Annotated in this window: 18 protein-coding genes, 2 tRNA genes and 1 pseudogene; 15 read left to right on the forward strand and 6 right to left on the reverse strand. The window is 46.7% G+C overall.

Features of this window, described 5'->3' with window-relative positions:
• Positions 1-20 precede the first annotated feature (20 nt).
• The 14 genes from dnaB (at position 21) to rlmH (ending at position 13,355) form a co-directional block, all read left to right on the forward strand.
• Positions 21-1,409 (forward strand): replicative DNA helicase, encoded by a 1,389-nt coding sequence (gene dnaB, locus BUA12_RS08140; protein WP_072710108.1) that lies wholly within the window; start codon positions 21-23, stop codon positions 1,407-1,409.
• A gap of 114 nt (positions 1,410-1,523) precedes the next feature.
• Positions 1,524-2,810: an adenylosuccinate synthase gene (locus tag BUA12_RS08145; RefSeq protein ID WP_072710109.1), complete on the forward strand. Its 1,287-nt coding sequence runs from the start codon at positions 1,524-1,526 to the stop codon at positions 2,808-2,810.
• Between the two features lie 626 nt (positions 2,811-3,436).
• Positions 3,437-3,508, forward strand: a tRNA-Glu gene (locus tag BUA12_RS08155).
• 38 nt (positions 3,509-3,546) lie between these two features.
• Positions 3,547-3,619: transfer RNA gene (locus BUA12_RS08160), tRNA-Asp, on the forward strand.
• A 171-nt stretch (positions 3,620-3,790) separates the two neighbouring features.
• Positions 3,791-4,492 (forward strand): response regulator YycF, encoded by a 702-nt coding sequence (yycF, locus tag BUA12_RS08165; RefSeq protein ID WP_072710111.1) that lies wholly within the window; start codon positions 3,791-3,793, stop codon positions 4,490-4,492.
• A 13-nt stretch (positions 4,493-4,505) separates the two neighbouring features.
• Positions 4,506-6,347 carry a cell wall metabolism sensor histidine kinase WalK gene (walK, locus tag BUA12_RS08170; RefSeq protein WP_072710112.1) on the forward strand — a complete coding sequence of 614 codons (1,842 nt, stop codon included), beginning with the start codon at positions 4,506-4,508 and terminating at the stop codon, positions 6,345-6,347.
• Positions 6,340-7,653, forward strand: coding sequence for a YycH family regulatory protein (locus tag BUA12_RS08175; RefSeq protein WP_072710113.1), 1,314 nt, complete (start codon positions 6,340-6,342; stop codon positions 7,651-7,653). Before walK ends, BUA12_RS08175 begins: the two co-directional genes overlap by 8 nt.
• Positions 7,653-8,423: a two-component system regulatory protein YycI gene (gene yycI, locus BUA12_RS08180; protein ID WP_072710114.1), complete on the forward strand. Its 771-nt coding sequence runs from the start codon at positions 7,653-7,655 to the stop codon at positions 8,421-8,423. Before BUA12_RS08175 ends, yycI begins: the two co-directional genes overlap by 1 nt.
• Before the next feature lie 5 nt (positions 8,424-8,428).
• Positions 8,429-9,217 (forward strand): MBL fold metallo-hydrolase, encoded by a 789-nt coding sequence (locus tag BUA12_RS08185; RefSeq protein ID WP_143146117.1) that lies wholly within the window; start codon positions 8,429-8,431, stop codon positions 9,215-9,217.
• Between the two features lie 253 nt (positions 9,218-9,470).
• Positions 9,471-9,818, forward strand: coding sequence for a zinc ribbon domain-containing protein YjdM (locus tag BUA12_RS08190; RefSeq protein ID WP_072710116.1), 348 nt, complete (start codon positions 9,471-9,473; stop codon positions 9,816-9,818).
• Positions 9,819-10,011: 193 nt separating this feature from the next.
• Positions 10,012-10,767, forward strand: a complete 756-nt coding sequence (locus BUA12_RS08195) for a threonine/serine exporter family protein (RefSeq protein WP_072710175.1) — start codon at positions 10,012-10,014, stop codon at positions 10,765-10,767.
• Between the two features lie 13 nt (positions 10,768-10,780).
• Entirely contained in the window at positions 10,781-11,248 is a 468-nt protein-coding gene (locus tag BUA12_RS08200) for a threonine/serine exporter family protein (protein ID WP_072710117.1), read from the forward strand.
• A gap of 63 nt (positions 11,249-11,311) precedes the next feature.
• Entirely contained in the window at positions 11,312-12,742 is a 1,431-nt protein-coding gene (locus tag BUA12_RS08205; protein ID WP_331463073.1) for a sodium/glutamate symporter, read from the forward strand.
• Positions 12,743-12,875: 133 nt separating this feature from the next.
• A complete protein-coding gene (rlmH, locus tag BUA12_RS08210; protein WP_072710118.1) occupies positions 12,876-13,355 on the forward strand; it encodes a 23S rRNA (pseudouridine(1915)-N(3))-methyltransferase RlmH in 480 nt (159 codons plus the stop codon).
• Between the two features lie 169 nt (positions 13,356-13,524).
• On the opposite strand, the gene BUA12_RS08215 is transcribed toward rlmH, so the two are convergent.
• The 6 genes and pseudogenes from BUA12_RS08215 to BUA12_RS08240 all read right to left on the reverse strand — a co-directional run bounded on the left by BUA12_RS08215 (position 13,525) and on the right by BUA12_RS08240 (position 20,056).
• Positions 13,525-14,799: an NADH:flavin oxidoreductase/NADH oxidase family protein gene (locus BUA12_RS08215; RefSeq protein WP_435387544.1), complete on the reverse strand. Its 1,275-nt coding sequence runs from the start codon at positions 14,797-14,799 to the stop codon at positions 13,525-13,527.
• A gap of 245 nt (positions 14,800-15,044) precedes the next feature.
• A pseudogene (locus BUA12_RS08220) lies at positions 15,045-15,284 on the reverse strand (aldehyde dehydrogenase family protein); the annotation flags it as partial.
• Positions 15,191-15,403 (reverse strand): hypothetical protein, encoded by a 213-nt coding sequence (locus tag BUA12_RS13190; RefSeq protein WP_072710120.1) that lies wholly within the window; start codon positions 15,401-15,403, stop codon positions 15,191-15,193. The pseudogene BUA12_RS08220 and the gene BUA12_RS13190, both read right to left, overlap by 94 nt.
• 222 nt (positions 15,404-15,625) lie before the next feature.
• A complete protein-coding gene (locus BUA12_RS08230) occupies positions 15,626-16,759 on the reverse strand; it encodes a Fic family protein (protein ID WP_072710121.1) in 1,134 nt (377 codons plus the stop codon).
• Positions 16,760-17,168: 409 nt separating this feature from the next.
• Complete coding sequence (locus BUA12_RS08235) at positions 17,169-18,602, reverse strand: M20 family metallopeptidase (RefSeq protein ID WP_084670054.1); 1,434 nt, start codon at positions 18,600-18,602, stop codon at positions 17,169-17,171.
• Complete coding sequence (locus tag BUA12_RS08240) at positions 18,602-20,056, reverse strand: sodium/glutamate symporter family protein (protein ID WP_072710122.1); 1,455 nt, start codon at positions 20,054-20,056, stop codon at positions 18,602-18,604. Before BUA12_RS08240 ends, BUA12_RS08235 begins: the two co-directional genes overlap by 1 nt.
• A gap of 210 nt (positions 20,057-20,266) precedes the next feature.
• Between BUA12_RS08240 and BUA12_RS08245 the strand changes: the two genes are divergently transcribed.
• Positions 20,267-21,208, forward strand: coding sequence for a LysR family transcriptional regulator (locus BUA12_RS08245; RefSeq protein WP_072710123.1), 942 nt, complete (start codon positions 20,267-20,269; stop codon positions 21,206-21,208).
• Positions 21,209-21,287: the final 79 nt, after the last annotated feature.

Raw genomic sequence — 21,287 nt, forward strand, 5'->3', positions numbered from 1 at the left:
TTGCAAAGGAGGGGTTGATTATGAATGGCAATCACCAGATGCCGCATGATGTTGAAGCAGAACAGTCGGTATTGGGTGCGATTTTAGTCAATCCCGAAATCTTCATAACGATCCAGGAGAGGCTGGATCCTGAAGATTTCTACCGCAATGAGCATCAGCAGATATTCCGCGCCCTGGCGCTCTTAAGTGAAGAACGTACACAGATCGACCTCGTGACGCTCACCAATCAGCTGCGTGCGATGGATCAGCTGAATGTGGTCGGCGGACCGAGGTACCTCGGGGAATTGTCCGAGTTCGTGCCGACCAGCCTGAACTGGTCATTCTACACCGACATCGTCAGCAAGTATTCACTGCGCAGGAAACTGATCGAAACAGTGAGCCAGATCGCAACGGACGGCTTCTCCGAAGAGGTTGAGATTGAAGACATATTGAATGAAGCCGAAAGCAGGATCATGTCGATTTCCGAATCCCGCCGCAACGAAGGGTTCAAATCGATGAAGTCCGTCGTGCACGAAGTGTATGAGCAGGTCGAGGCGAGGGCCGGACAGAAGTCTCTGACGACCGGTATCCCGACAGGCTACCGGGACCTCGACTTCATGACATCCGGTTTCAACCGGAATGACCTGATCATCATCGCCGCCCGCCCCTCCATGGGTAAGACGGCGTTTGCCCTGAACATCGCAGGCCATGTCGGAACGTCGCAGGATAAGTACACCGTCGCAATCTTCTCCCTTGAGATGGGCGCCGACCAGCTGGTGACGAGGATGATATCATCCAAAGGCATGATCGATGCCACCAAACTCAGGCAGGGCAGCCTTGAGCACCAGGACTGGGACAACTTCACGACGGCCATCGGTCAGCTTGCGGATTCCAAAATATTCATCGATGATACACCGGGCATCCGCGTCACCGACATCCGTTCGAAATGCATGCGGCTGAAACAGGAACACGGCCTCGATATGGTCATCATCGATTATCTGCAGCTGATCCAGGGATCCGGTTCCCGCGGCAGCGACAACCGTCAGCAGGAAGTCTCGGAAATCTCGAGGATGCTGAAGGCGCTCGCCCGTGAGATGGAATGTCCGGTCGTCGCCCTTTCCCAGCTGTCGAGAAGTGTCGAATCGCGTCAGGATAAACGTCCGATGATGAGTGACCTTCGGGAATCCGGTTCGATCGAGCAGGATGCGGATATCGTCGCATTCCTCTACCGTGAGGATTATTACACACGCGGTGACGGCGAGGAGGAAGACGCCGGCGCCCAGAAGGAACAGGATGAAATAGAAATCATCCTGGCCAAGCACCGTAACGGTCCGACGGGCACGGTCAATCTGATATTCAATAAATCATATAGTACGTTTTTTGACCAGGATACAAGAGATTACGGGGATGGATACATCCCGCCCAACTAAAATGCGAATGTTTTTACAGGCGTCCTGTGAAAACGTTCGTATTTTTGTTGCATCTTACAGATGATATTGATAGAATGTAAACGGTATTCTATTGAATAAATTGGAGGCTCTTAAATGTCTGGTACAGTAGTGGTTGGAACGCAGTGGGGAGACGAAGGTAAAGGGAAGATAACGGATTTCCTGTCAGAAGATGCGAACATCATTGCGCGTTTTTCCGGTGGAAACAACGCGGGTCATACGATTCAATTCGGCGGGGAAACTTATAAGCTGCACCTCGTTCCGTCGGGTATATTCTATAAAGATAAGTTGTCCCTGATCGGTAACGGTGTGGTGGTTGATCCGTTGTCATTGATCAAAGAACTGGATGGTCTGATCGAACGCGGCATCGATGTCGATAACCTGCGTATATCCAACAGGGCGCAAGTCATTTTGCCGTATCATCTCGTGCAGGATGAACTTGAAGAAGAAGCACGCGGTGCAAATAAGATCGGTACGACCAAACGCGGCATCGGCCCGTGCTATGTGGACAAAGTCCAGCGTATCGGCATCCGCATGGCGGATTTGATAGACGATGAAGTATTCAAAAAACGTCTGGATGAAAATCTGGAAATCAAAAATAAAACGCTCAAAGCGCTGTATGATCATGAAGGCTTTGAATTCGACGACATCTACCTCCCGTATCTGGAGGCGGCGAAACGCCTGGCACCTTATGTGGCGGATACTGCGAAAATTCTGGATGATGCCTTCCAGAATGGTGAGAAGGTTTTATTTGAAGGTGCACAGGGCGTGATGCTCGATGTCGATCACGGTACATATCCGTTCGTCACTTCAAGCAACCCGATCGCCGGGAACGTCATGGTCGGCTGCGGTGTCGGCCCGACGAATGTGAAAAGCATCGTCGGCGTGTGCAAGGCATATACATCACGTGTCGGCGATGGACCCTTTCCCACTGAACTGTTCGACGACCAGGGAGAGCATATCCGTGAAGTCGGCCGTGAATACGGCACGACGACAGGACGTGCGCGCCGTGTCGGCTGGTTCGATACCGTCGTCGTCCGCCATTCAAGACGCGTCAGCGGTATCACCGACCTGTCTCTGAATTCGATCGATGTCCTGAGCGGACTTGAGACGGTCAAACTTTGTGTGGCCTACGAAATCGACGGCAGGGAGATCACGGAATATCCTGCGACACTCGATGCCCTTGAACGTGCCAAACCGGTATATAAAGAAATGCCGGGCTGGAGCGAAGACATCACAGGTGTCAAACATCTGGATGAACTGCCTGAGAATGCGCTCAATTATCTGCGTGAAATTGAAAGACTCTGTAATGTCAGGGTGTCGATCTTCAGTGTCGGCCCCGACCGTACACAGACGAACCTTTTGAAAGATTTCTGGAACTGATTTTCCGGCCGGGACCCGCTGCTGCGGGTCTTTTTTGATTTCCGGTGGATTCGATTAACTTTTTGATTTCCGGTGACTTAATCGATTCCGGCTTCGCAATTCGATTACCTTGTCTGATTTCCGGTGACTTAATCGATTCCGGCTTCGCAATTCGATTACCTTGTCTGATTTCCAGTGACTTAATCGATTCCGGCTTCGCAATTCGATTACCTTGTCTGATTTCCGGTGACTTAATCGATTCCGGCTTCGCAATTCGATTACCTTGTCTGATTTCCGGTGACTTAATCGATTCCGGCTTCGCAATTCGATTACCTTGTCTGATTTCCCATGACTTAATCGATTCCGGCTTCGCAATTCGATTACCTTGTCTGATTTCCCATGACTTAATCGATTCCGGCTTCGCAATTCGATTATCTTGTCTGATTTCCGGTGACTTAATCGATTCTGGCTCTGTAATCGAATAAAAGCCATCTCCTTTAAATATCCCCCATCCCCACCCCGCCAACAAGTTCCTGAAAGTTTCAAAATAAAACTGGCAAAACTAAAAAAACCTCATTAATTCTCCACAATTGTGTTGAAATCGAAAATACTTTCATGTTATAATCAATCTTGTGCCATAGAATGATGGCCCGTTGGTCAAGTGGTTAAGACACCGCCCTTTCACGGCGGTAACACGGGTTCGAATCCCGTACGGGTCACTTTTTTACAAAATTCAAATACAGACATCCATTGATATGGTCCCGTGGTGTAGCGGTTAACATGCCTGCCTGTCACGCAGGAGATCGCGGGTTCAATTCCCGTCGGGACCGTCCTACAAAAGTCATCAACATCCGTGTTGGTGACTTTTTTGTACTCATCAAATTCCCGTATAATGGATAATTTTATTGAAAAATGATACATTATGGTTGGGTAATTTTATAATTTGAGATTAAATGTGAAAGATATATCAACATAACCGACAATTAAAGTGAGGGAAGATAATGCCAAAAAAAATAGTGGTCGTCGATGATGAACGTCCAATTGCGGACATACTGGAATTCAATTTGGAAAAAGAGGGCTATGAAGTCCACAGTGCTTATGACGGCAATGATGCACTGGATCTTATTCTGGAAGTGGTGCCGGACATCGTGCTGCTGGATATCATGCTGCCGGGCATGGACGGTATGGAAGTCTGCCGGGAAGTCAGGAAGAAACATGACATGCCGATCATCATGCTGACGGCAAAAGACTCAGAAATCGATAAAGTGCTCGGCCTTGAACTGGGGGCGGACGATTATGTCACCAAGCCTTTTTCAACAAGGGAACTGATTGCGAGAGTCAAAGCGAACCTGCGCCGTAATAACGCCCCGGTCCAGAAGGAAGAAGAGCCGGAAAATAATAATATAAAGATCAAGGAGATCACCATCCTCCCGGATTCATATTCCATAAAGAAAAATGGCGACAGCATCGACCTGACCCACAGGGAATTCGAACTGTTCCATTATCTGACCAAGCATATTTCACAGGTGATGACTCGTGAACACCTGTTGGAGACGGTATGGGGTTATGACTATTTCGGAGATGTACGCACCGTGGATGTGACAGTGCGCCGTCTGCGGGAAAAGATTGAAGATGACCCTTCCCATCCCGAATATCTGATGACACGCAGAGGTGTCGGGTACTTCATCCAGGGCAACGAATAAAGGAGCATAATACATGAAGCAGTTTTTGAGGAATCTGCAATCCCTGCATATTAAGCTGGTCATCATATATGTGCTCCTGATCGTCATCGGGATGCAGATCATCGGTTTATATTTCACGAACACGCTTGAACGTGAATTGACCGAAAATTTCCAGGATAATATTGAAACACAGGTGGATCTCATCGATACGAGGATCCAGGAACTACATACGGAGCATCAGGATGACCTGGAGACACTGGGTGAGGAGATCCAGAGTCTGTTGTCGGAATTCGGCAACCGTCCTGAAATCGAGGAGATCCGTTTTATAAACCCTGACAACATCCTCATCGGCACAAGCCGTATTTCAAACGAGCCGAATATCGGTTCGCGCATCAATGAACCATTGACCGAGGAAGCCATTTCAACAGGTGCCAGGAATGATGAGATATACGTCAATGTCAATCAGGACCATCAGCGCACATGGCTGCTCAACCACCCGGTGACGAATGAAGGTGAAATGCTGGGTGCTATTTATGCTGCCTCGAATATTGAAACGGTTTATCAGCAGCTTGAAGCGATCAACAATACGTTCATCATCGCCACCATCATCTCCCTTGTCATCACAAGCATCCTCGGGATATTCATAGCGAGGACGATCACCAAACCGATTTCGGATATGAGGAACCAGGCATTGATGATGTCGGAAGGCGATTATACATCACGGGTCAAAATCTACAGCAATGACGAAATCGGCGAGCTCGCCGGCTCCTTCAACATCCTCTCGAAGCGGGTCCAGGAAGCCCAGGCCAACACCGAAAGTGAAAGGAAGCGCCTGGATTCAGTCATTACGAACATGTCGGAGGGCATCATCGCCACCGACCGTAAAGGCCGCATCACTGTGGTCAACGAGATGGCCCTGGATATGCTGCACATCCCTAAGGGAGAAGACATTCACGGGAAGAATATGCTGAAGATACTGAGGCTCGATGAGGAGATGTCACTCGAGGATATCCAGGAGATGAACGAAAGCCAGCTGCTGTTCTCCGACAGTGATGACGAAGCTGCGATACGTGCCAACTTCTCGACCATCTATAAAGATACAGGCTTCATGAACGGATATATTGCTGTGCTCCATGATGTCACGGAACAGGAGCGGATTGACAATGAGCGCAGGGAATTCGTGGCCAATGTGTCCCACGAGCTCCGTACTCCGCTGACTTCGATGCGCTCCTATATTGAAGCACTGCAGGAAGGTGCATGGCAGGATGATCAGCTCGCCCCGCGTTTCCTCAGTGTCACAAGGGAGGAGACCGACCGCATGATCCGTCTTGTGGAAGATCTGCTCCAGTTATCAAGGATGGATAATGAAGCTGAGGAAATCAATAAGGAGATCGTCGATTTCAACCTGTTCTTAAACCGAATCATCGACCGTTTCGAGATGACGCACAAGGACGAAGTGGAATTCATCCGCAATATCCCGGAAATGGCAATGTTTTCCGAAATTGCCGTGGATAAGATGAATCAGGTGCTGGACAATGTCATATCGAATGCCATCAAATATTCCAACAGGGAAAACAAACGGGTGGAATTTCATGTGAAACAGAATGTTTTATTCAACCGTATGACCATCCGCATCAAAGACAACGGCATGGGCATCCCCGCCAATAAAGTCGACCGCATATTCGAGCGGTTCTACCGCGTGGATAAAGCCCGTGCACGTAAAAAAGGCGGTACAGGCCTCGGCCTTGCGATTTCAAAAGAGATCATAGAAGCGCATAACGGACGCATCTGGGCCAACAGCCTGGAAGGCGAAGGCACCACGATATTCATCAACCTGCCGTGTGAGACGCTGGGGGAGGATGGTTGGGATGAATAAAGAGACCATCAAATCCATCGCCCTCTTCCTCCTGGTCATCTCAAGCCTGGTCCTCACCCTGATGGTGTGGAGCTATGAACCCGAATTCTCTGAAGTGGAAACCGATGTCGAAAGGACCGCCAACATCGGGCCGGGTGAGCCGGTGCCGTTCACTTCCGTCATGCGTGCCTATCAGCTCGTCTGGGTGAATGACATGGATGTACAGGGGACGATCGAGGAAGAAGCGGTCGTCGGCATACGTGAGTACATCGATGGGACGGAAATTACGGACATCAATGTCTATAACAGTCTGAGCCGACTCTCACCTGGCACGGATGAAGATGGTGATGAAGAGTTCCTGATTGTGGACTATGCATCCGATATGCCGACGAAGTCGCTCTTCAAAGTGCTCGACTTCGAATATGAAGGTGACTACCCGGATTACAGCTACAACCGCATCATCGTGGATCTGGTGGATGAACACGTCACCTTTTTCCTGATCAATGAAGACCTCGACAGGGTGGCGGTCGCGGCGACCGATCTTGAAAGTGACTATTTGAAATCGCTGCTTGAAGATCACAGTGACCTGTTTGAAGAATACTCGGCCGTCATCACCAATCAGCAGACTTCCAACAATAAGACGGCGATCTACGGTCCCACCTCTCCCGGAGAAATGCCGGTAGAGACATTCCTTTATAATGTGGTCAGTGTGGAAGCTATAAACAACGTTCTCTTCATGGATGATGATTATACGATGGAAGGCGAGGAAGGCATCCATGTGTATGAAGGCGAAGACAATATAGCGACTTATAACAGTGAAACGTACACCTACTCCTACAATAATCTGGATGAATCCCCGACCGGCGGCAGCAACCCCCATCAGACGATACAGCGCGGGTTTTATTTCCTGACCTCGCATATCGGCATCGATCAGCGGCACATCCTGTTTGATTACATCACGGATGAAAACCAATCGATATACCGGTCTTCGATGAACGGCCACTTCGTCTTCAGCGATGAAGTGACGACGACGATTTCCGTCAAACACGGTGAACATGCGGTTTATGAATACACCAGACCTTTGATCCGCGTGAATGCCCAGGTGCCCGGGGAAGAGAGCCGGGAACTCCCGCCCATAGAGAATGTCAGGTATGAAATCGCGTTGAATGACAACCATGACCTTCAAAATGTCACGAAAATAACGGTCGGCTACAATATGACTTTTTCGACGGAAGAAAGTGAAATCAATGTTGTCAGGTATACACCGTCCTGGTACGTCAAATATGACGGCGAGTGGATGAGGTTCGATGAAGGGAGCTTGAGCTGATGGATTGGAAATTGACGAAGTCCCTCTATATCATCGTGTTCCTATTGATGAATATCGCCCTGCTCTATATATATGTATATGAACATCGTGAATCCGTGAATGAAATCGAGCAATCCCCCGATATTTTGAGCCGCACCGATATAAATATGAGCAACATCGAAGAATATGAACCGGTAGAAATGAATATACTGACGGGCGCGGTCGAAGATTTTTCAAGTCAGGATGTGCTGCGTCAGGAAGTGGAACCGGAGCATGTGAGGGGGACGGAAATCGTTGTGGAATTCGAGGAAAGCGGACCGACGATGGTGGAGCGCAATCTTGAAAACTACACGGACGAGTATGTTTACAGAGGGGAAGAATATAAGTATGATGAGATGATGAGCACCGGGGACCGTTTCATCTTCAACCAGGTTTACGAGGATTTTCCGATATTCAATCATGAAGCGGCCCGGATCATTTTCGAAGGTGAAGGCCGTCAGGTCAAACTCATGGAACAGACGCGGCTGACGAATTTGCAGGAAAATGAATATACATTGAACATTCAGGCGAAACCTCCTGTGGAAGTGGTCGAGGAGCTCTATGTATCAGAGGAAATATCCGATGAAGCGGTCATCAATGACGCCCGGCTCGGCTATTACATCATTCTTTCAGGTGATGAGAATGTCATGCTGAGGCCCAAATGGGAGCTGAATATAACAGATGAGGGTGAGACAAGGACCCTTTATGTGGATGCAACAACAGATTCAGGTGAAATAATTGAAAGTGAGTGAATGACATGAGAATGAGCGTGTTGGCCAGTGGATCATCAGGCAACAGCACTTATGTGGAAACAGAAAAAGGCAGCCTGCTCATTGACGTGGGACTGACGTGCAAAAGAATAGAAGAAGGCCTGGGCCAGATCGGTACCTCCCTGAAAAATATAGACGGGATATTGATCACCCATGAACACTCCGATCATATAAAAGGATTGAAGGTCATCGCAAAAAGGTATGACATCCCCATCTTTGCGAACGACCAGACATGGCAGCAGCTCGACAGGAAGAACATAGAAGTGCCATCCGAGCAGAAGTTTCACTTCAATCCGCTTGAGACGAAGGAGATCGTCGGCATGGATGTCCAGTCCTTCCACGTCTCCCATGATGCGATCGATCCGCAGTTCTACACTTTCATGAAAGATGGGAAGAAGCTCTCGGTGATCACCGATACAGGGTATGTATCCGATCAGATGAAAGGGATCATCAAGGAAAGCGACTGCTTCATATTCGAGAGCAATCATGATGTGGATATGCTCAGGATGGGCAGATACCCGTGGGTGACGAAACAGCGCATACTCTCGGATGTCGGCCACGTTTCGAATGAAGACGCCGCCCACGCCATGAAAGACGTGATCACGGATAAGACGAAACGCATATATCTGAGTCACCTGAGCCTCGATAACAACATCAAAGAGCTCGCAAAAATGAGCGTGGAGCAGATACTGAGCCAGTATGACATCGATACGGATAATGAAATCCAGCTTCATCATACGGATAAAAACACACCGACGGAGATCTATACGATTTAGTTTATCCACGCCTGTGGGTAAACGGTGTGGGTGACTGTGGATAAATATACGCAAATGAGCCGCATCTCTGACTGGAGATGCGGCACTTTTTAATGATGACGGCTGATATGCGCATATGGATATTCATCTTTTACTGAATAGTTATCCACATAATATTGTGACTACTGTGGATAAAGTGTATTTTTTGTGAATAGTTTGATAAGATTGTGGATAAGTGTTCTATATGTTCAATAACTGACTGGAGGAACTTAAAATGTCGAACTTACCGGACTGTCCAAGCTGCGGTTCCGAATACGCCTACGAAGACAGCGGCCTTTTGATCTGCCCCATGTGCGGGCATGAGTGGACGAAGGAATCGGAAGCGGAGGAAGAGGAAGCCGCACAGATAAAGGATGTAAACGGCAATGTGCTGAATGACGGGGATTATGTGTCCATCGTCAAGGATTTGAAAGTGAAAGGGTCTTCGAATGTCATCAAGCAGGGGACGAAAATCAAAGGCATCAGGATCGTCGAGCCGGAAGACGGTCATGACCTCGACTGCAAAGTGCCGGGATTCGGCAAGATGGCACTGAAATCTTCCGTCGTTAAGAAAATCGATTAACAGGGTTGTGAGAAAATTTCAGAGTATTGCCGAATCGGAAACAAGTTATCCACAAAGCAGTGTGTATATGGTGGGGATAACTGTGGATAACATTGGATAAATTGTGGATATATGACGAGTGGGACCCGGATGAATAGGGTTTCCACTCGTTTTTATGTTTTAATATAGGTAATAAATATAAATGGTGATGTATATGACGGACTTATATGAAACTGAAGAGAAAATCAAAGATGTGGTGATGCTGGCTGCCCGGATCCTGCTTGAAGCCGGAGCGGAGGGCACCCGTGTGGAAGATACGATGACATATATATCTTCGGCACTCGGATACAAGGGGTCCAATAGTTTCGTGACGAATACGGTCGTCACTTACCTGCTGCATAACGGCACGCATCCGCGCATATACAGGATCCAGACGCGGGACACCAACCTGATCCGCATATCGGAGACGAACCGTGTCTCCCGCCATATCGTCTCGGGTGAACTGTCCCTGGATGAGGCATGGGAGAAGCTGAACTACATCGATGAGGCAATCGATGATCACCCCCTGCCCTTCAAAGCTTTAGCCGGCGGCATGGTTGGACTCAGCTTCCTCTACCTGCAGGGCGGCATGATGATCGATGTGCCGACGGCCATTCTGGCGGGTGGCATCGGCTATTTCGTCACGGAGTATATTTCAAAGAAGGTTGAGACGCAGTTCATCCCGGAATTCATCGGTTCCTTCATCATCGCATTGCTTGCAGCCTTTGGCCATATGCTGATTCCCGGGGGCGAACTCAGCGTCATCATCATCTCGGCAGTCATGCCCATCGTGCCTGGTGTGCTCATCACGAATGCGATCCAGGATCTGTTCGGCGGCCATATGCTGATGTCGATCACCAAACTCCTGGAAGCACTGGTCACCTCCTTCGGAATCGGTGCGGGCGTTGCGACGGTATTGATATTCTTATAAGGGAGGGGCGGACATGTCCTGGCTTTTACATCTGATATTCAGCTTCACTTCATCTTTCTTCTTTGCCGTGCTCTTCGATGCACCGAAACGCCTCTTCTTCTTTGCAGGCGTGACCGGTGCGACCGGCTGGATCGTCAGCCGCATACTCCTTGAAGTGTTCAACATGCATGAAGTATACGCCACGATGTTCGGCAGCCTGGTGCTCGGCATCATGTGCCATCTGATGGCGAAGATGCTCAAGGAACCGGCGACGATGTTCATGGTCCCGGGCATCATCCCTTTCGTCCCCGGGGGCCTGGCGTACGAAGCGACCAGCCTCCTCGTCCAGTTCGAATATAACCAGTCGTTGAATACGATGCTCGAAGTCATACTGATCGCAGGCGGTGTCGCAGTCGGACTCCTGTTTGCGGATCAGCTCTCGAAACTCATCATCCATAAGAATAAAAACTATGCGGATGCGCGGTCGAGGAAAATGAACTGATTCCACACCATTTCCTGAAATTGTTTGGTTAATTTTTCCCGTTTCGGGGAAGAGGACTGCAAATTGGAAAAAGGAGACAGGGATAATATGAGTGCGGATCAGATCGGTTTTGCGTTATTATACTTAGGGTTGTTTTTGCTGCTTGGGAAATGGATCAGAATGCGTTCTGCGATGATGCAGAACCTCTTCCTCCCTGCTTCGGTCATCGGCGGGTTCCTCGCATTGATTGTAGGGCCGGAAATCCTCGGGCGGATCATGGGGAATTTCACCGGGGAGGACTCCTTCTGGGCGACGGGACTCGTGACGCCTGAAATCATGGAAGTATGGTCGGCACTTCCCGGCCTGATGATCAATATCGTATTTGCCACATTATTCATAGGGACGGTGCTCCCGAATCTGCAGCGGGTATGGGACATCGGTGGACCGCAGCTCGCTTTCGGCTGGACGCTCGGCTGGGGCCAGTACGTCGTCGGTCTGCTGCTTGCCATGCTTGTACTGGTGCCTTTCTACGATATGCCGCCATTCATCGGTGCCCTCATCGAAATCGGTTTCGAGGGCGGACACGGTACGGCAGCCGGCCTGCAGGATACATTTGTGGAACTGGGCTTTCCGGAAGCATATGATATCGCCGTCGGTCTCGCGACCGTCGGTATACTGACAGGGGTGGTCGCCGGTATTGCACTGATCAACTGGGGTGTGAGAAGAGATAAGGCGCAGATCATCACTGATGTCAAAGGTCTCTCACCGACGCAGAAAGCGGGCATCGTTGAACCTCAGGACCGCGGAAAAGGTGCCCAGAAGACTGTGAGACCCGAGTCGATTGATGCATTCACTTTCCATTTCACCATAGTCGGGGTGGCCATCCTCGTCGGTTACATCATTCTGCAGGGCATCACATGGCTCGAAGCCACACTCTTCGGATCGGACTTCATGACATATGTACCGTTGTTCCCGCTGGCGATGATCGGTGGTTTCATCGTACAGATATTCGTGAGCAAGTTTGATGTATCGGAGCTGGTGGACCGGAACACGATCACCAGCATACAGGGCTTTTCACTCGATATACTGATCACAAGTGCAATCGCAACCGTCTCCATTGCGGTCATCGGTGATTACCTTGTGCCGTTCCTGCTGCTGGCAGGCTTCGGTATTGCCTGGAATATATTCGGCTTCTTCGTCTTCGGCCCGAGGATGATGCCGGATTACTGGCTGGAGAGAGCCATCGGTGACTTCGGTCAGTCCACGGGTGTCACGGCGACAGGTCTGATGCTGATACGCGTCGCCGACCCGGAGATGAAATCACCGGCAACTGAAGGTTTCGGTTACAAACAGCTAGTGTTTGAACCGTTCCTCGGCGGCGGTCTCGTCACCGCATTATCCGCCCCGCTCATCTTCATGTGGGGGCCGTGGCCTTTCCTCCTTTTAGCGATCGCCATGACGGTGCTCGGCCTCATCGTCGGACTGTTCTACTTCGGTAAAAGGAGACTCGGATAACGGATAAAAGTGAATATAAGCAGGACCAGAACGCTTCCCGGCGTACAGAATCCGGGAGCGTTCATTTTTATTTTATAAGGACATGTTAAAATAGAAATCAACAGGCAGTCGATGAACGGAAGGATGATGACGGATGAAGATCACTTTGATCACCGTGGGCAAACTGAAGGAGAAATACTGGGTGCAGGCGGTGGATGAATATAAGAAGCGGATCGGCAAGTATGCGAAAATCGAACTCATAGAAGTCGCCGATGAGAAAGAACCGAATAATGCGAGTGAGAAGGATATCGAGCAGATCAAGGATAAAGAAGCGGAACGGATTCTTGCGAAGATCAAAGACACCCAGCACGTCGTGACGCTGGAGATACACGGGAAGACATATACGAGCGAGAAACTTGCAGTGGAATATCAGAGGTGGATGAATACGGGCAAGAGCGATGTCGTGTTCATCATCGGCGGCAGCAACGGCCTGGGAGAAGCGGTTAAAAAGAGAAGTGATCAGGAAATCAGCTTCGGCACCCTCACCTACCCCCACCAGATGATGAAAGTCATGCTGATGGAGCAGATATTCAGGGTGAATAAGATATTGAGGAATGAAGCGTATCATAAGTAGTGTGTGTTTCCGAATATTATTTATGATAAATTCAATCTTATCACCGTAGATTGAATGAGAAATCTCAACATACTGAAGACCACCTTCCAAAATCTTATTGGAAAGTGGTTGTTTTGTGAAATCAAGCTGGCTTATTCATTAATGATCAGCGGATTGACTCCAAAGCTCCCTACCCTCTTCTCTTTGTAAGTGCATACGGGCCATGGACTTTCGCAAGTTCAAATAACGGGCTCCAGGCATTACGGTGTACCTTGGGTGACTTATGGCGGCCCAATCTCCTGATTTGTTGTTCGTAATAGGAAATCCCTATCATTCCTCCAAACATTTTATCCAATGCCTTAATTTTTGTTGTGAGTCTTGGCAGTTTCGTGTCCCGGTACGTATTTGTCTTCAGTTGATTGGGTAATTGAGGGTTTAGGACGAGAGCTCTTGCCAACCCGATCATTGATACTTCAGTATGGGTGATTGCATGTATCATACTGTCTTTTTTATGGAATCCGCCGATCACTGCGATGGGGATATCGACTTCACTGCTGATGCTTTCTGCATAATCCAGGAAGTAGACTTCACCTTCACCCATCATTTCAGGTTTTTCATAATCTCCACCTGAAATTTCGATATGATCAATACCGAGTGCATCCATCTTTTTAATTACGGCAATCGAATCTTCGAATGAAAATCCTCCACCGCTAAAGTCTGTGGAATTAATTTTCAGGCTGATCGGGAACTCCTCCCCCAACGCCCTGCGCATACCGGTATATATATCGATCAAGAATTGCATGCGTTTCTCCAATGATCCGCCGTATGCATCATCTCTTTTATTGTCACGTGAAGATAAAAATTGACTCACCAAATATCCGTGCGCACCATGAATCTGGACCCCTGTAAAACCTGCTTTCTTAGCCACAGTTGCTGTTGTGACGAAACGGGCTGCTGCTTCCTGAATTTCACTGACCGTCATTTCTCTTGGCCGGTTGAATGCACTGCCTGCACTGCCGCTGATCGGTATTGCACTTGGGGCGATGGGTTGTTTTGATACTGATTTCGGACTTTGTTTTCCCGGATGATTGATTTGCATCCAGATGTGGCCGCCATTATTTTTGCCCGCTTCAGCCCAGCGTTTCAATATACCCATATCTCTTTCATCCTCGATGACGACATTCCCGGGTTCACCCAGGTGTCTGCGGTCTATCATCACGTTTCCAGTTATGGAGACTCCAATACCACCATCCTCCCAGCTTTTATAAACATTGATCAATTCCTGGGTCGGGCGGTGTGCCTTATCAGCCATCCCTTCACTCATTGCACCTTTATATAGTCTATTTTTAATGGTCACACCATTTCTCAGAGTTAATGGTTCAAATAACTTTTCCACTGACACCTTAGTTTCTCCTCTATTCATTTTAAAATACTTTTCCTTATGTGTACCCTGTGGATATATCATTTAATCTTTGGCCATGTGTGAACTCGAAACCGGCTTTCCGAGTGCGATCAGGTCAACAATCAGTCTTTATATTTTCCGGTTCGTGGGAACCATTCCCTTCCCTCAGATTTTTTCCAGTAAAAAACCTGAATGGAAGGGACGGTGGTAATTCAGTCATCTTATATATTGGAACCCTTCTACACTACTCCTAAGAAAAATCCACGCCGTCTTTCCCGTTTGCATTGAGGGAGCCATAGGGCGATCCGGATCCCTTCTTTAAGGTTTTTCACTTTGATGACGGCAGCGGCCATGCAGCGCTCACCCGCGGAACCGAATGCTGCGCCGATGATATCCTTCACTGCCTCCTCAAGATTGTCGTCATCAAGGACGACTGTATGGTTTTTGGCCCCGGTCAGCGCCTGGACACGTTTAAGGTTATCTGTCCCTTTTTTATAGACATATTCCCCAACCGGCCTGGAACCGACGAAAGATACAGCTTTAAACTGACAGCTTTAAGTTCATAATACTCCGGTAATGCTTGGATTGCAGGAATGTGTGCAGCGACCGCACACCCTGGATTCAACGGGCTTGCACCCACTATGCCCACTCCAATTTTCTTCTCCATTTCAAATCACCTCACTTTTTTATTTGTTGCCTCAACCTGTCATTCTATGTAAGCACGGCGGGTACATAAATGTCTCTGTTTGTGACATGATCAACGGAAATTGATAATAGATATCTTTTAACCGTCACATAAATTGATATGGTTAGAGTTATTTTAAATAAGATAAATTAATGAAAAGCAGGATAGTATGAGAATATCACCATCCTGCTTAAATATATTCAATTACCTTAAAATCTGCAAAAGATCGTAGTTAACGTACACTTTGTTTCTGGTTCGTGATGAGTCAGTATCTATCATCTCAAGAGATGCAAGTTTATTTAAATGGGTTCTAGCAGTGTTTTCACTGATATTCAAATCCAGCGCTGCTTGTGCAACGGTAATATTCGGTCGGGTGAAAGTGTATAACCACACATCGTTAATCATGGAGCCGGTTGCTGAGTTAATCTTTTGCATACCATCCCGTGCAAGCAAATCCACCTGTTCAAACTTATGCATTAAGTTAACAGTCATTCTTCTGCACGCTTCCAAAAAGAAATGAATCCATTTATACCAATCTGGACTTTCACCGCGGACACTGTTCAATAAGTTATAATATCTTAATCGTTCCCGCTCAAGCTCTTCACTTACGAAGAAGATTGGAGAATCGACGGCACTTTCAGCCATCATGTTGAGCATGATGAGTATCCTGCCCATCCGGCCATTTCCATCTAAATAAGGGTGGATGGATTCAAATTGAGCATGCATAATCGCTGTTTTAATCAGTGGATCAGAATTTTCATCAAGCAATGTATGGCCAGGCGAGACGTTATTATTGAAAGTTGAATGTCTTGATGAATTGATATAATACTCCCAATTCGTCATATAGACATCGATTTCATTGGCGGGAACAGGGATGTACACGGCATCCTTAATATCATTGCTTGGACCTATGAAATTTTGTATTTTACGGAATTCCCCGGAAGATATAGTGGTCCCCCTGGTGTCCCTCCCCATGAGTATCTTGTGTAACTCGTGTATTAAACGTGTAGTAATAGGCTGCCCTTGGTTAATATAGTCCACACCATAGTGGAGGGCATCTCTGTAATTCATTACTTCATTCACTTCAGTGCTTTTTCTTTCTTTTGAAGTCTCTTCTATAATGTCCAAAAATGTGACCTGGGTCCCTTCAATTCTTGTGGATTGGACAGACTCTGTAAGAGTCAGTAATTGAATCATCTGGGTGCTGACAACCGAGCTTTTGATTTGTGCATTCAAAGATCCGATCAGGCTGTTAATTTGAGCCACTGATTTATATAGTTTTAAGGCATTTTCCAAGGACACTACCGGTGGTAAGTACTGTATTCCTTTTAAAGTCATCCTCTCATCCCCTATCCATAACTCAAATTATACCAAATTTTGAGTTATGATTCTCATATTAATTATCTTTATAAAATGGAGAAGGGCCCAAGATTGTTGATATGGCAGGGATTATAAGATTTTATTGTGTAATTGGTAATTTATTTAAGACACAAAAGCTTTGTGTCAAGTTAAAAATTAAAATGATCTAACTCAACTATGGCTGAACCGAAGGCTGGTATGTTTCGGATTACCGCGGCAATCATCATTCTTCCGGAAGTCATCATAATTAAAAGCCTAATTCCTTTTATAAGAAAAAAATTAGGCTTGAAATACAACTTATAAATGAAATCTTATGGGTAATTAATTTCAAATATCGATCGAGGTGCCGTTTAACTAAGTGACAGCCCCGGCCCTGAATTACATCACCTTACAGAGGTGACGGCTGGACGTCGGCAGGGATGGGACATTCATAAGGGTGGTCTTTAAACTTCTCCTCATGCTCAATTTTAATTGAGTCCAATTTCTCCGGAGACTGTAGAATATCAATGGCGGTCAGTGCCATGACAGTTCCGGCTCTCAGCATGCCTTTATGGGCCACCGAGGTTACGCCCTGCGTCACCATCTGCCAGGTGTGGATGGGTGTGCCGACTGCGCAGGTTGCCAAAGTGCATTGGGCTGTCGGCACATTCCAGCTGACATCTGCGACATCGGTGGAGCCGGGCATGGCGATGTCGAAAGGTGCATAATCATGAACCACGTCACTTAAGTATTTTCCTTTCAGTTTATCTCCATCGTTGAAAGCGCCGAAGGACTTGACTGATTCCAACGCATCCAACTTTTCATTCGGTGCCAGAGTGTTCCACATGTCTTTGGCATAATCGATTTCTTCAGAGGAATATTCTATCGGATCAAGCGTTTTAAGCTGATCATACATGACTTTTTCCAATTCTCTGTTCGGCATATAATTTGAACATGCTTTGTCTATCTCGATCGTGACTGATGTCTCGGTCATCTGAGCTGCACCTTCTGCGATGTTGCAAACCCTTCTGTAAATATCCCGTACATCTTCCATCTTGGGCGAGCGGATGAGATATAACACTTCTGCATTGGCCTGCACCACGTTGGGAGAATAGCCTCCTGTATTTGTAGTGGCATAATGCACTCTGGCATCCGGTTTAATGTGTTCCCTGAGGTAATTCACACCTACATTCATCAGTTCGACTGCATCAAGGGCGCTTCTTCCCAGGTGAGGGGCTGCAGCGGCATGGGCACTCACTCCCTTGAAGCGGAACTTCACCTGGTAATTGGCCAATGAACTCAGGCTCATCATACTGTTGGTCGTGGAAGGATGCCAGGTCAGTGCGAGATCCAGATGGCTGAAGACCCCTTCCCTCGCCATGAAAGTTTTCCCTGATCCACCTTCTTCACCGGGGCAGCCGAAATATTGAACAGTGCCGGATATGCCGTTTTCCTGCAGATATTCTTTGATTGCAATCGCTGCAGCGAGAGAACCGGTACCAAGCAGGTTATGGCCACAACCATGCCCATGTCCGCCTTCGGTGATCGGTTGAGGATGTGAAACGCCGCCTTCCTGGCTCAAATCAGCAAGCGCATCAAATTCACCCAGTATTCCAATGACAGGATACCCGCTGCCAAAAGTTCCGGTGAACGCTGTGCTTATGCCGGCGACATCATCCTCCAATGTGAATCCTTCGTCACTTAAAGCCTGCCATAATATAGCCTTTGATTGTGTCTCTTCAAATCTTGTTTCAGGATGTGCCCAAATATCATCGCTGACATTCACCAACATGTTTTCTTTCGCTTTTAAAATACTTTCTACAAATGATTTAGAATCAACCATTAAGCTTTCATCTCCTTAAATTTAGGTCGCTGCGGCTTGCCTTTTACAATGAACATAAAGATGATTGCGCCTATGATGGCCAGCACAGGAATTGAGAGTCCCATGAGTATCCCTTCATTGACGAGTACACCGAACAGAACGGGAAACAGAATGAATCCTAAAACCGAGTTGATTGAGTAACTGACGGAGAACTCCCCTAAAACGGGCGATTTATAATCAGGGTCCACCATTTTCAACAATAATAAGCCTGTAATGAATACTCCCGAGTTTGTACCTAATATAGCCACACTTCTCTCAAACCAAAATTCTCCATATAATTTTTTGCTCATCCAATAAGCTAAAGAAACTGTAAATGCCATTATGACGGTCACCATGATTAAAATAGGTACGATATAAGTTAAAACCGCTTGAACCGGTAAACTTACAATAGCCGCAACCACTGCAAAATCTGTAAACATGCTTGCTATTTTTGAAGTGATTTGATTATTGACGACCCAGGATAAGTTCAGCTGGCACATGATCCACCATATTCCGTACATCACTATGATGGCATAAGCCCAAATCGGGACACTCCCAATAATAGGCACCTGAAAATATTGTATGACAGACAATAAAGCATAGGCTAACCCACTCCCGCCCAGGATCAAAGCGAGATGGAAAGTCAATGAGTCAATGGAAGAACTGGTCGTCGTTTCTTTTCCAAAAGAATTTTGTTTTTCTATATTACTTTCATAACCTTTGAGCATCTCTTCCGGAAAACTCTGAGGGCCGCTCAGGAATTTTGTATACCCTTTTCTGGCAGCAATATTAATTAACACTATCCCTATCAGGATTCCACCGATGATACCCACCGTTGCTGTTGTGACGGTGACACCCTGGGCCAGCTCCCAATATGGCTGGTTCATGCTCTGTAATAAACTCCCTACTACACCGGCTGTTCCATGGCCCCCGGAAAATCCCATACCGATTTCTGTGCCGAAGGTGGCATATAAATCTTGGACAAAGTCGGTTGCTTCAAATATAAAACTCAAGAGGAGACCCAATAAAAGCTGTCCCTGCGAAATGATCACCAGTATAGCCAGTAAGACGAGCGTATTTCTGGTAGTGCTACTTCCCTTTTCAGCTTCGAGATTCACACTTGCGGGCTTCTCCGCGCGCTCCTGCCGTTCCTTCCGCTTTTCCAACCGGGATTTAAATTTCACTCCGAACGGTATAGAGGCGACTACGGGTACAATTAATATCCCCGGAAGTAATGCATATATTGATATCCAGTCCTCTGGTATGGGTATAATGGCATAATCTCCTAAAACAATTGGACCAAGGAGCAACCCGATAAAACCACCTATAACAGAAGCCGGTAGGAATAATGACTGTAAAAACTTAATTTTAGCTCTTAAAATCATCCCCAAAATTAAAAAACCTGCTAAAACTGAAAAACTGATTAGTAAATCCATTTGATCCCTCCACTTTTTGTAAAAATCAGATATTAATTCAACATCTTCCATTCACTTGCATTCAGCTTCTGTCTAAGCACTTTGGAAAAATAGGAACCAACCAGGAAATATGTATAATTGCCAAGAGAAAGCCCTTCCATTTCATGAAAGATGTTAGAATCAAATGTATCACAAGATTTAGATGATTAAGTAATTGAATTTTTCAATAGCTTGTTTCATTTAATAAAGAGGGAGTGGCCGATTATTTTTAATGAGGAACTGCAATCATTTTTAACAGCTTCCAATAAGAAAAGCCTGTCGATGGCTGCTGATGCACTGCATATCACTCAACCTACGCTCAGTTACCGGATAAAAAAACTGGAAAAAGACCTGGGGTTTAAACTGATAGAGAGGAATTGGGAAGGGATAAAATTGACCAATGAGGGTCAATATTTTCTGCCCTATGCCGTGAGGATCCTGGAGGATTTAAAAAATGTCCAAAATGTCATCGGTTTCAACAGTGATGGTAACCAGGCGACTTACGAAATCGTCCATAAGAACGAGGGAATCTTTCGTATTGGTATCAATTCCTTGCTTTCTTCGTTATTCACGGAATCTTTCATAATGGAATTAAGTAATGATCATCCTGATTTGGAATTTGATATTATTACACGTCCCACAAATATACTGAAGAATTTGATTGATTATAAAGGAATAGACCTGGCTGTATATTATGGGAACGAGACCCATATCCATACTCATTCATCTCTCATAGGCACAGAAGAAGTGGTGCTTTTATGTCACGAAGATGATTTTCATGATATTCAAAAGAACCTGGACAATCTCCAATCATTCAACAAACCTTTTTTATCTTATGATAATCCCGTTTTATCAAATAACATCGAATTATTGGATATCATTCTTACAACTTTAAATGTCCGTGCCTTTAAGACTTTGGATAATTGGATTATAATGGCTTCCTATATTGCTGCGAAAAAAGGTTATACCATTATACCGCGGTCAAGTGTATCTCAAATGATCAACCTTTCTTCCGCTCCTTTGAAAACCATACCTCTTGGTGATATGTTTCCTCATATCAAAATGTATATGTCCCATCCAAAAGATTCGATATTTAAAGGTCCCATAAATTCCATCAAAAACTTATTTGAATGATGCATGTCGAGTTCTGAACCTGGATGATCTCCTAGTGCTGAATTACCTGATCACCCGGGCGTGGCAGGAGTGTCTGGTG

It is taken from the genome of Lacicoccus alkaliphilus DSM 16010, assembly GCF_900142805.1.
Taxonomy (GTDB): domain Bacteria; phylum Bacillota; class Bacilli; order Staphylococcales; family Salinicoccaceae; genus Lacicoccus; species Lacicoccus alkaliphilus.

Excerpts from the sequence above, each read along its gene's own strand:
- BUA12_RS08175 (WP_072710113.1), top strand. The coding sequence starts at position 6,340 with ATGAATAAAGAGACCATCAAATCCATCGCCCTCTTCCTCCTGGTCATC.
- yycF (WP_072710111.1), top strand. The coding sequence starts at position 3,791 with ATGCCAAAAAAAATAGTGGTCGTCGATGATGAACGTCCAATTGCGGAC.
- BUA12_RS08240 (WP_072710122.1), bottom strand. The coding sequence starts at position 20,056 with ATGGATTTACTAATCAGTTTTTCAGTTTTAGCAGGTTTTTTAATTTTG.
- BUA12_RS08230 (WP_072710121.1), bottom strand. The coding sequence starts at position 16,759 with ATGACTTTAAAAGGAATACAGTACTTACCACCGGTAGTGTCCTTGGAA.
- yycI (WP_072710114.1), top strand. The coding sequence starts at position 7,653 with ATGGATTGGAAATTGACGAAGTCCCTCTATATCATCGTGTTCCTATTG.
- BUA12_RS08200 (WP_072710117.1), top strand. The coding sequence starts at position 10,781 with ATGTCCTGGCTTTTACATCTGATATTCAGCTTCACTTCATCTTTCTTC.
- BUA12_RS08190 (WP_072710116.1), top strand. The coding sequence starts at position 9,471 with ATGTCGAACTTACCGGACTGTCCAAGCTGCGGTTCCGAATACGCCTAC.
- dnaB (WP_072710108.1), top strand. The coding sequence starts at position 21 with ATGAATGGCAATCACCAGATGCCGCATGATGTTGAAGCAGAACAGTCG.
- BUA12_RS13190 (WP_072710120.1), bottom strand. The coding sequence starts at position 15,403 with ATGGAGAAGAAAATTGGAGTGGGCATAGTGGGTGCAAGCCCGTTGAAT.
- BUA12_RS08235 (WP_084670054.1), bottom strand. The coding sequence starts at position 18,602 with ATGGTTGATTCTAAATCATTTGTAGAAAGTATTTTAAAAGCGAAAGAA.
- BUA12_RS08215 (WP_435387544.1), bottom strand. The coding sequence starts at position 14,799 with ATGATATATCCACAGGGTACACATAAGGAAAAGTATTTTAAAATGAAT.
- walK (WP_072710112.1), top strand. The coding sequence starts at position 4,506 with ATGAAGCAGTTTTTGAGGAATCTGCAATCCCTGCATATTAAGCTGGTC.
- rlmH (WP_072710118.1), top strand. The coding sequence starts at position 12,876 with ATGAAGATCACTTTGATCACCGTGGGCAAACTGAAGGAGAAATACTGG.
- BUA12_RS08185 (WP_143146117.1), top strand. The coding sequence starts at position 8,429 with ATGAGAATGAGCGTGTTGGCCAGTGGATCATCAGGCAACAGCACTTAT.
- BUA12_RS08145 (WP_072710109.1), top strand. The coding sequence starts at position 1,524 with ATGTCTGGTACAGTAGTGGTTGGAACGCAGTGGGGAGACGAAGGTAAA.
- BUA12_RS08195 (WP_072710175.1), top strand. The coding sequence starts at position 10,012 with ATGACGGACTTATATGAAACTGAAGAGAAAATCAAAGATGTGGTGATG.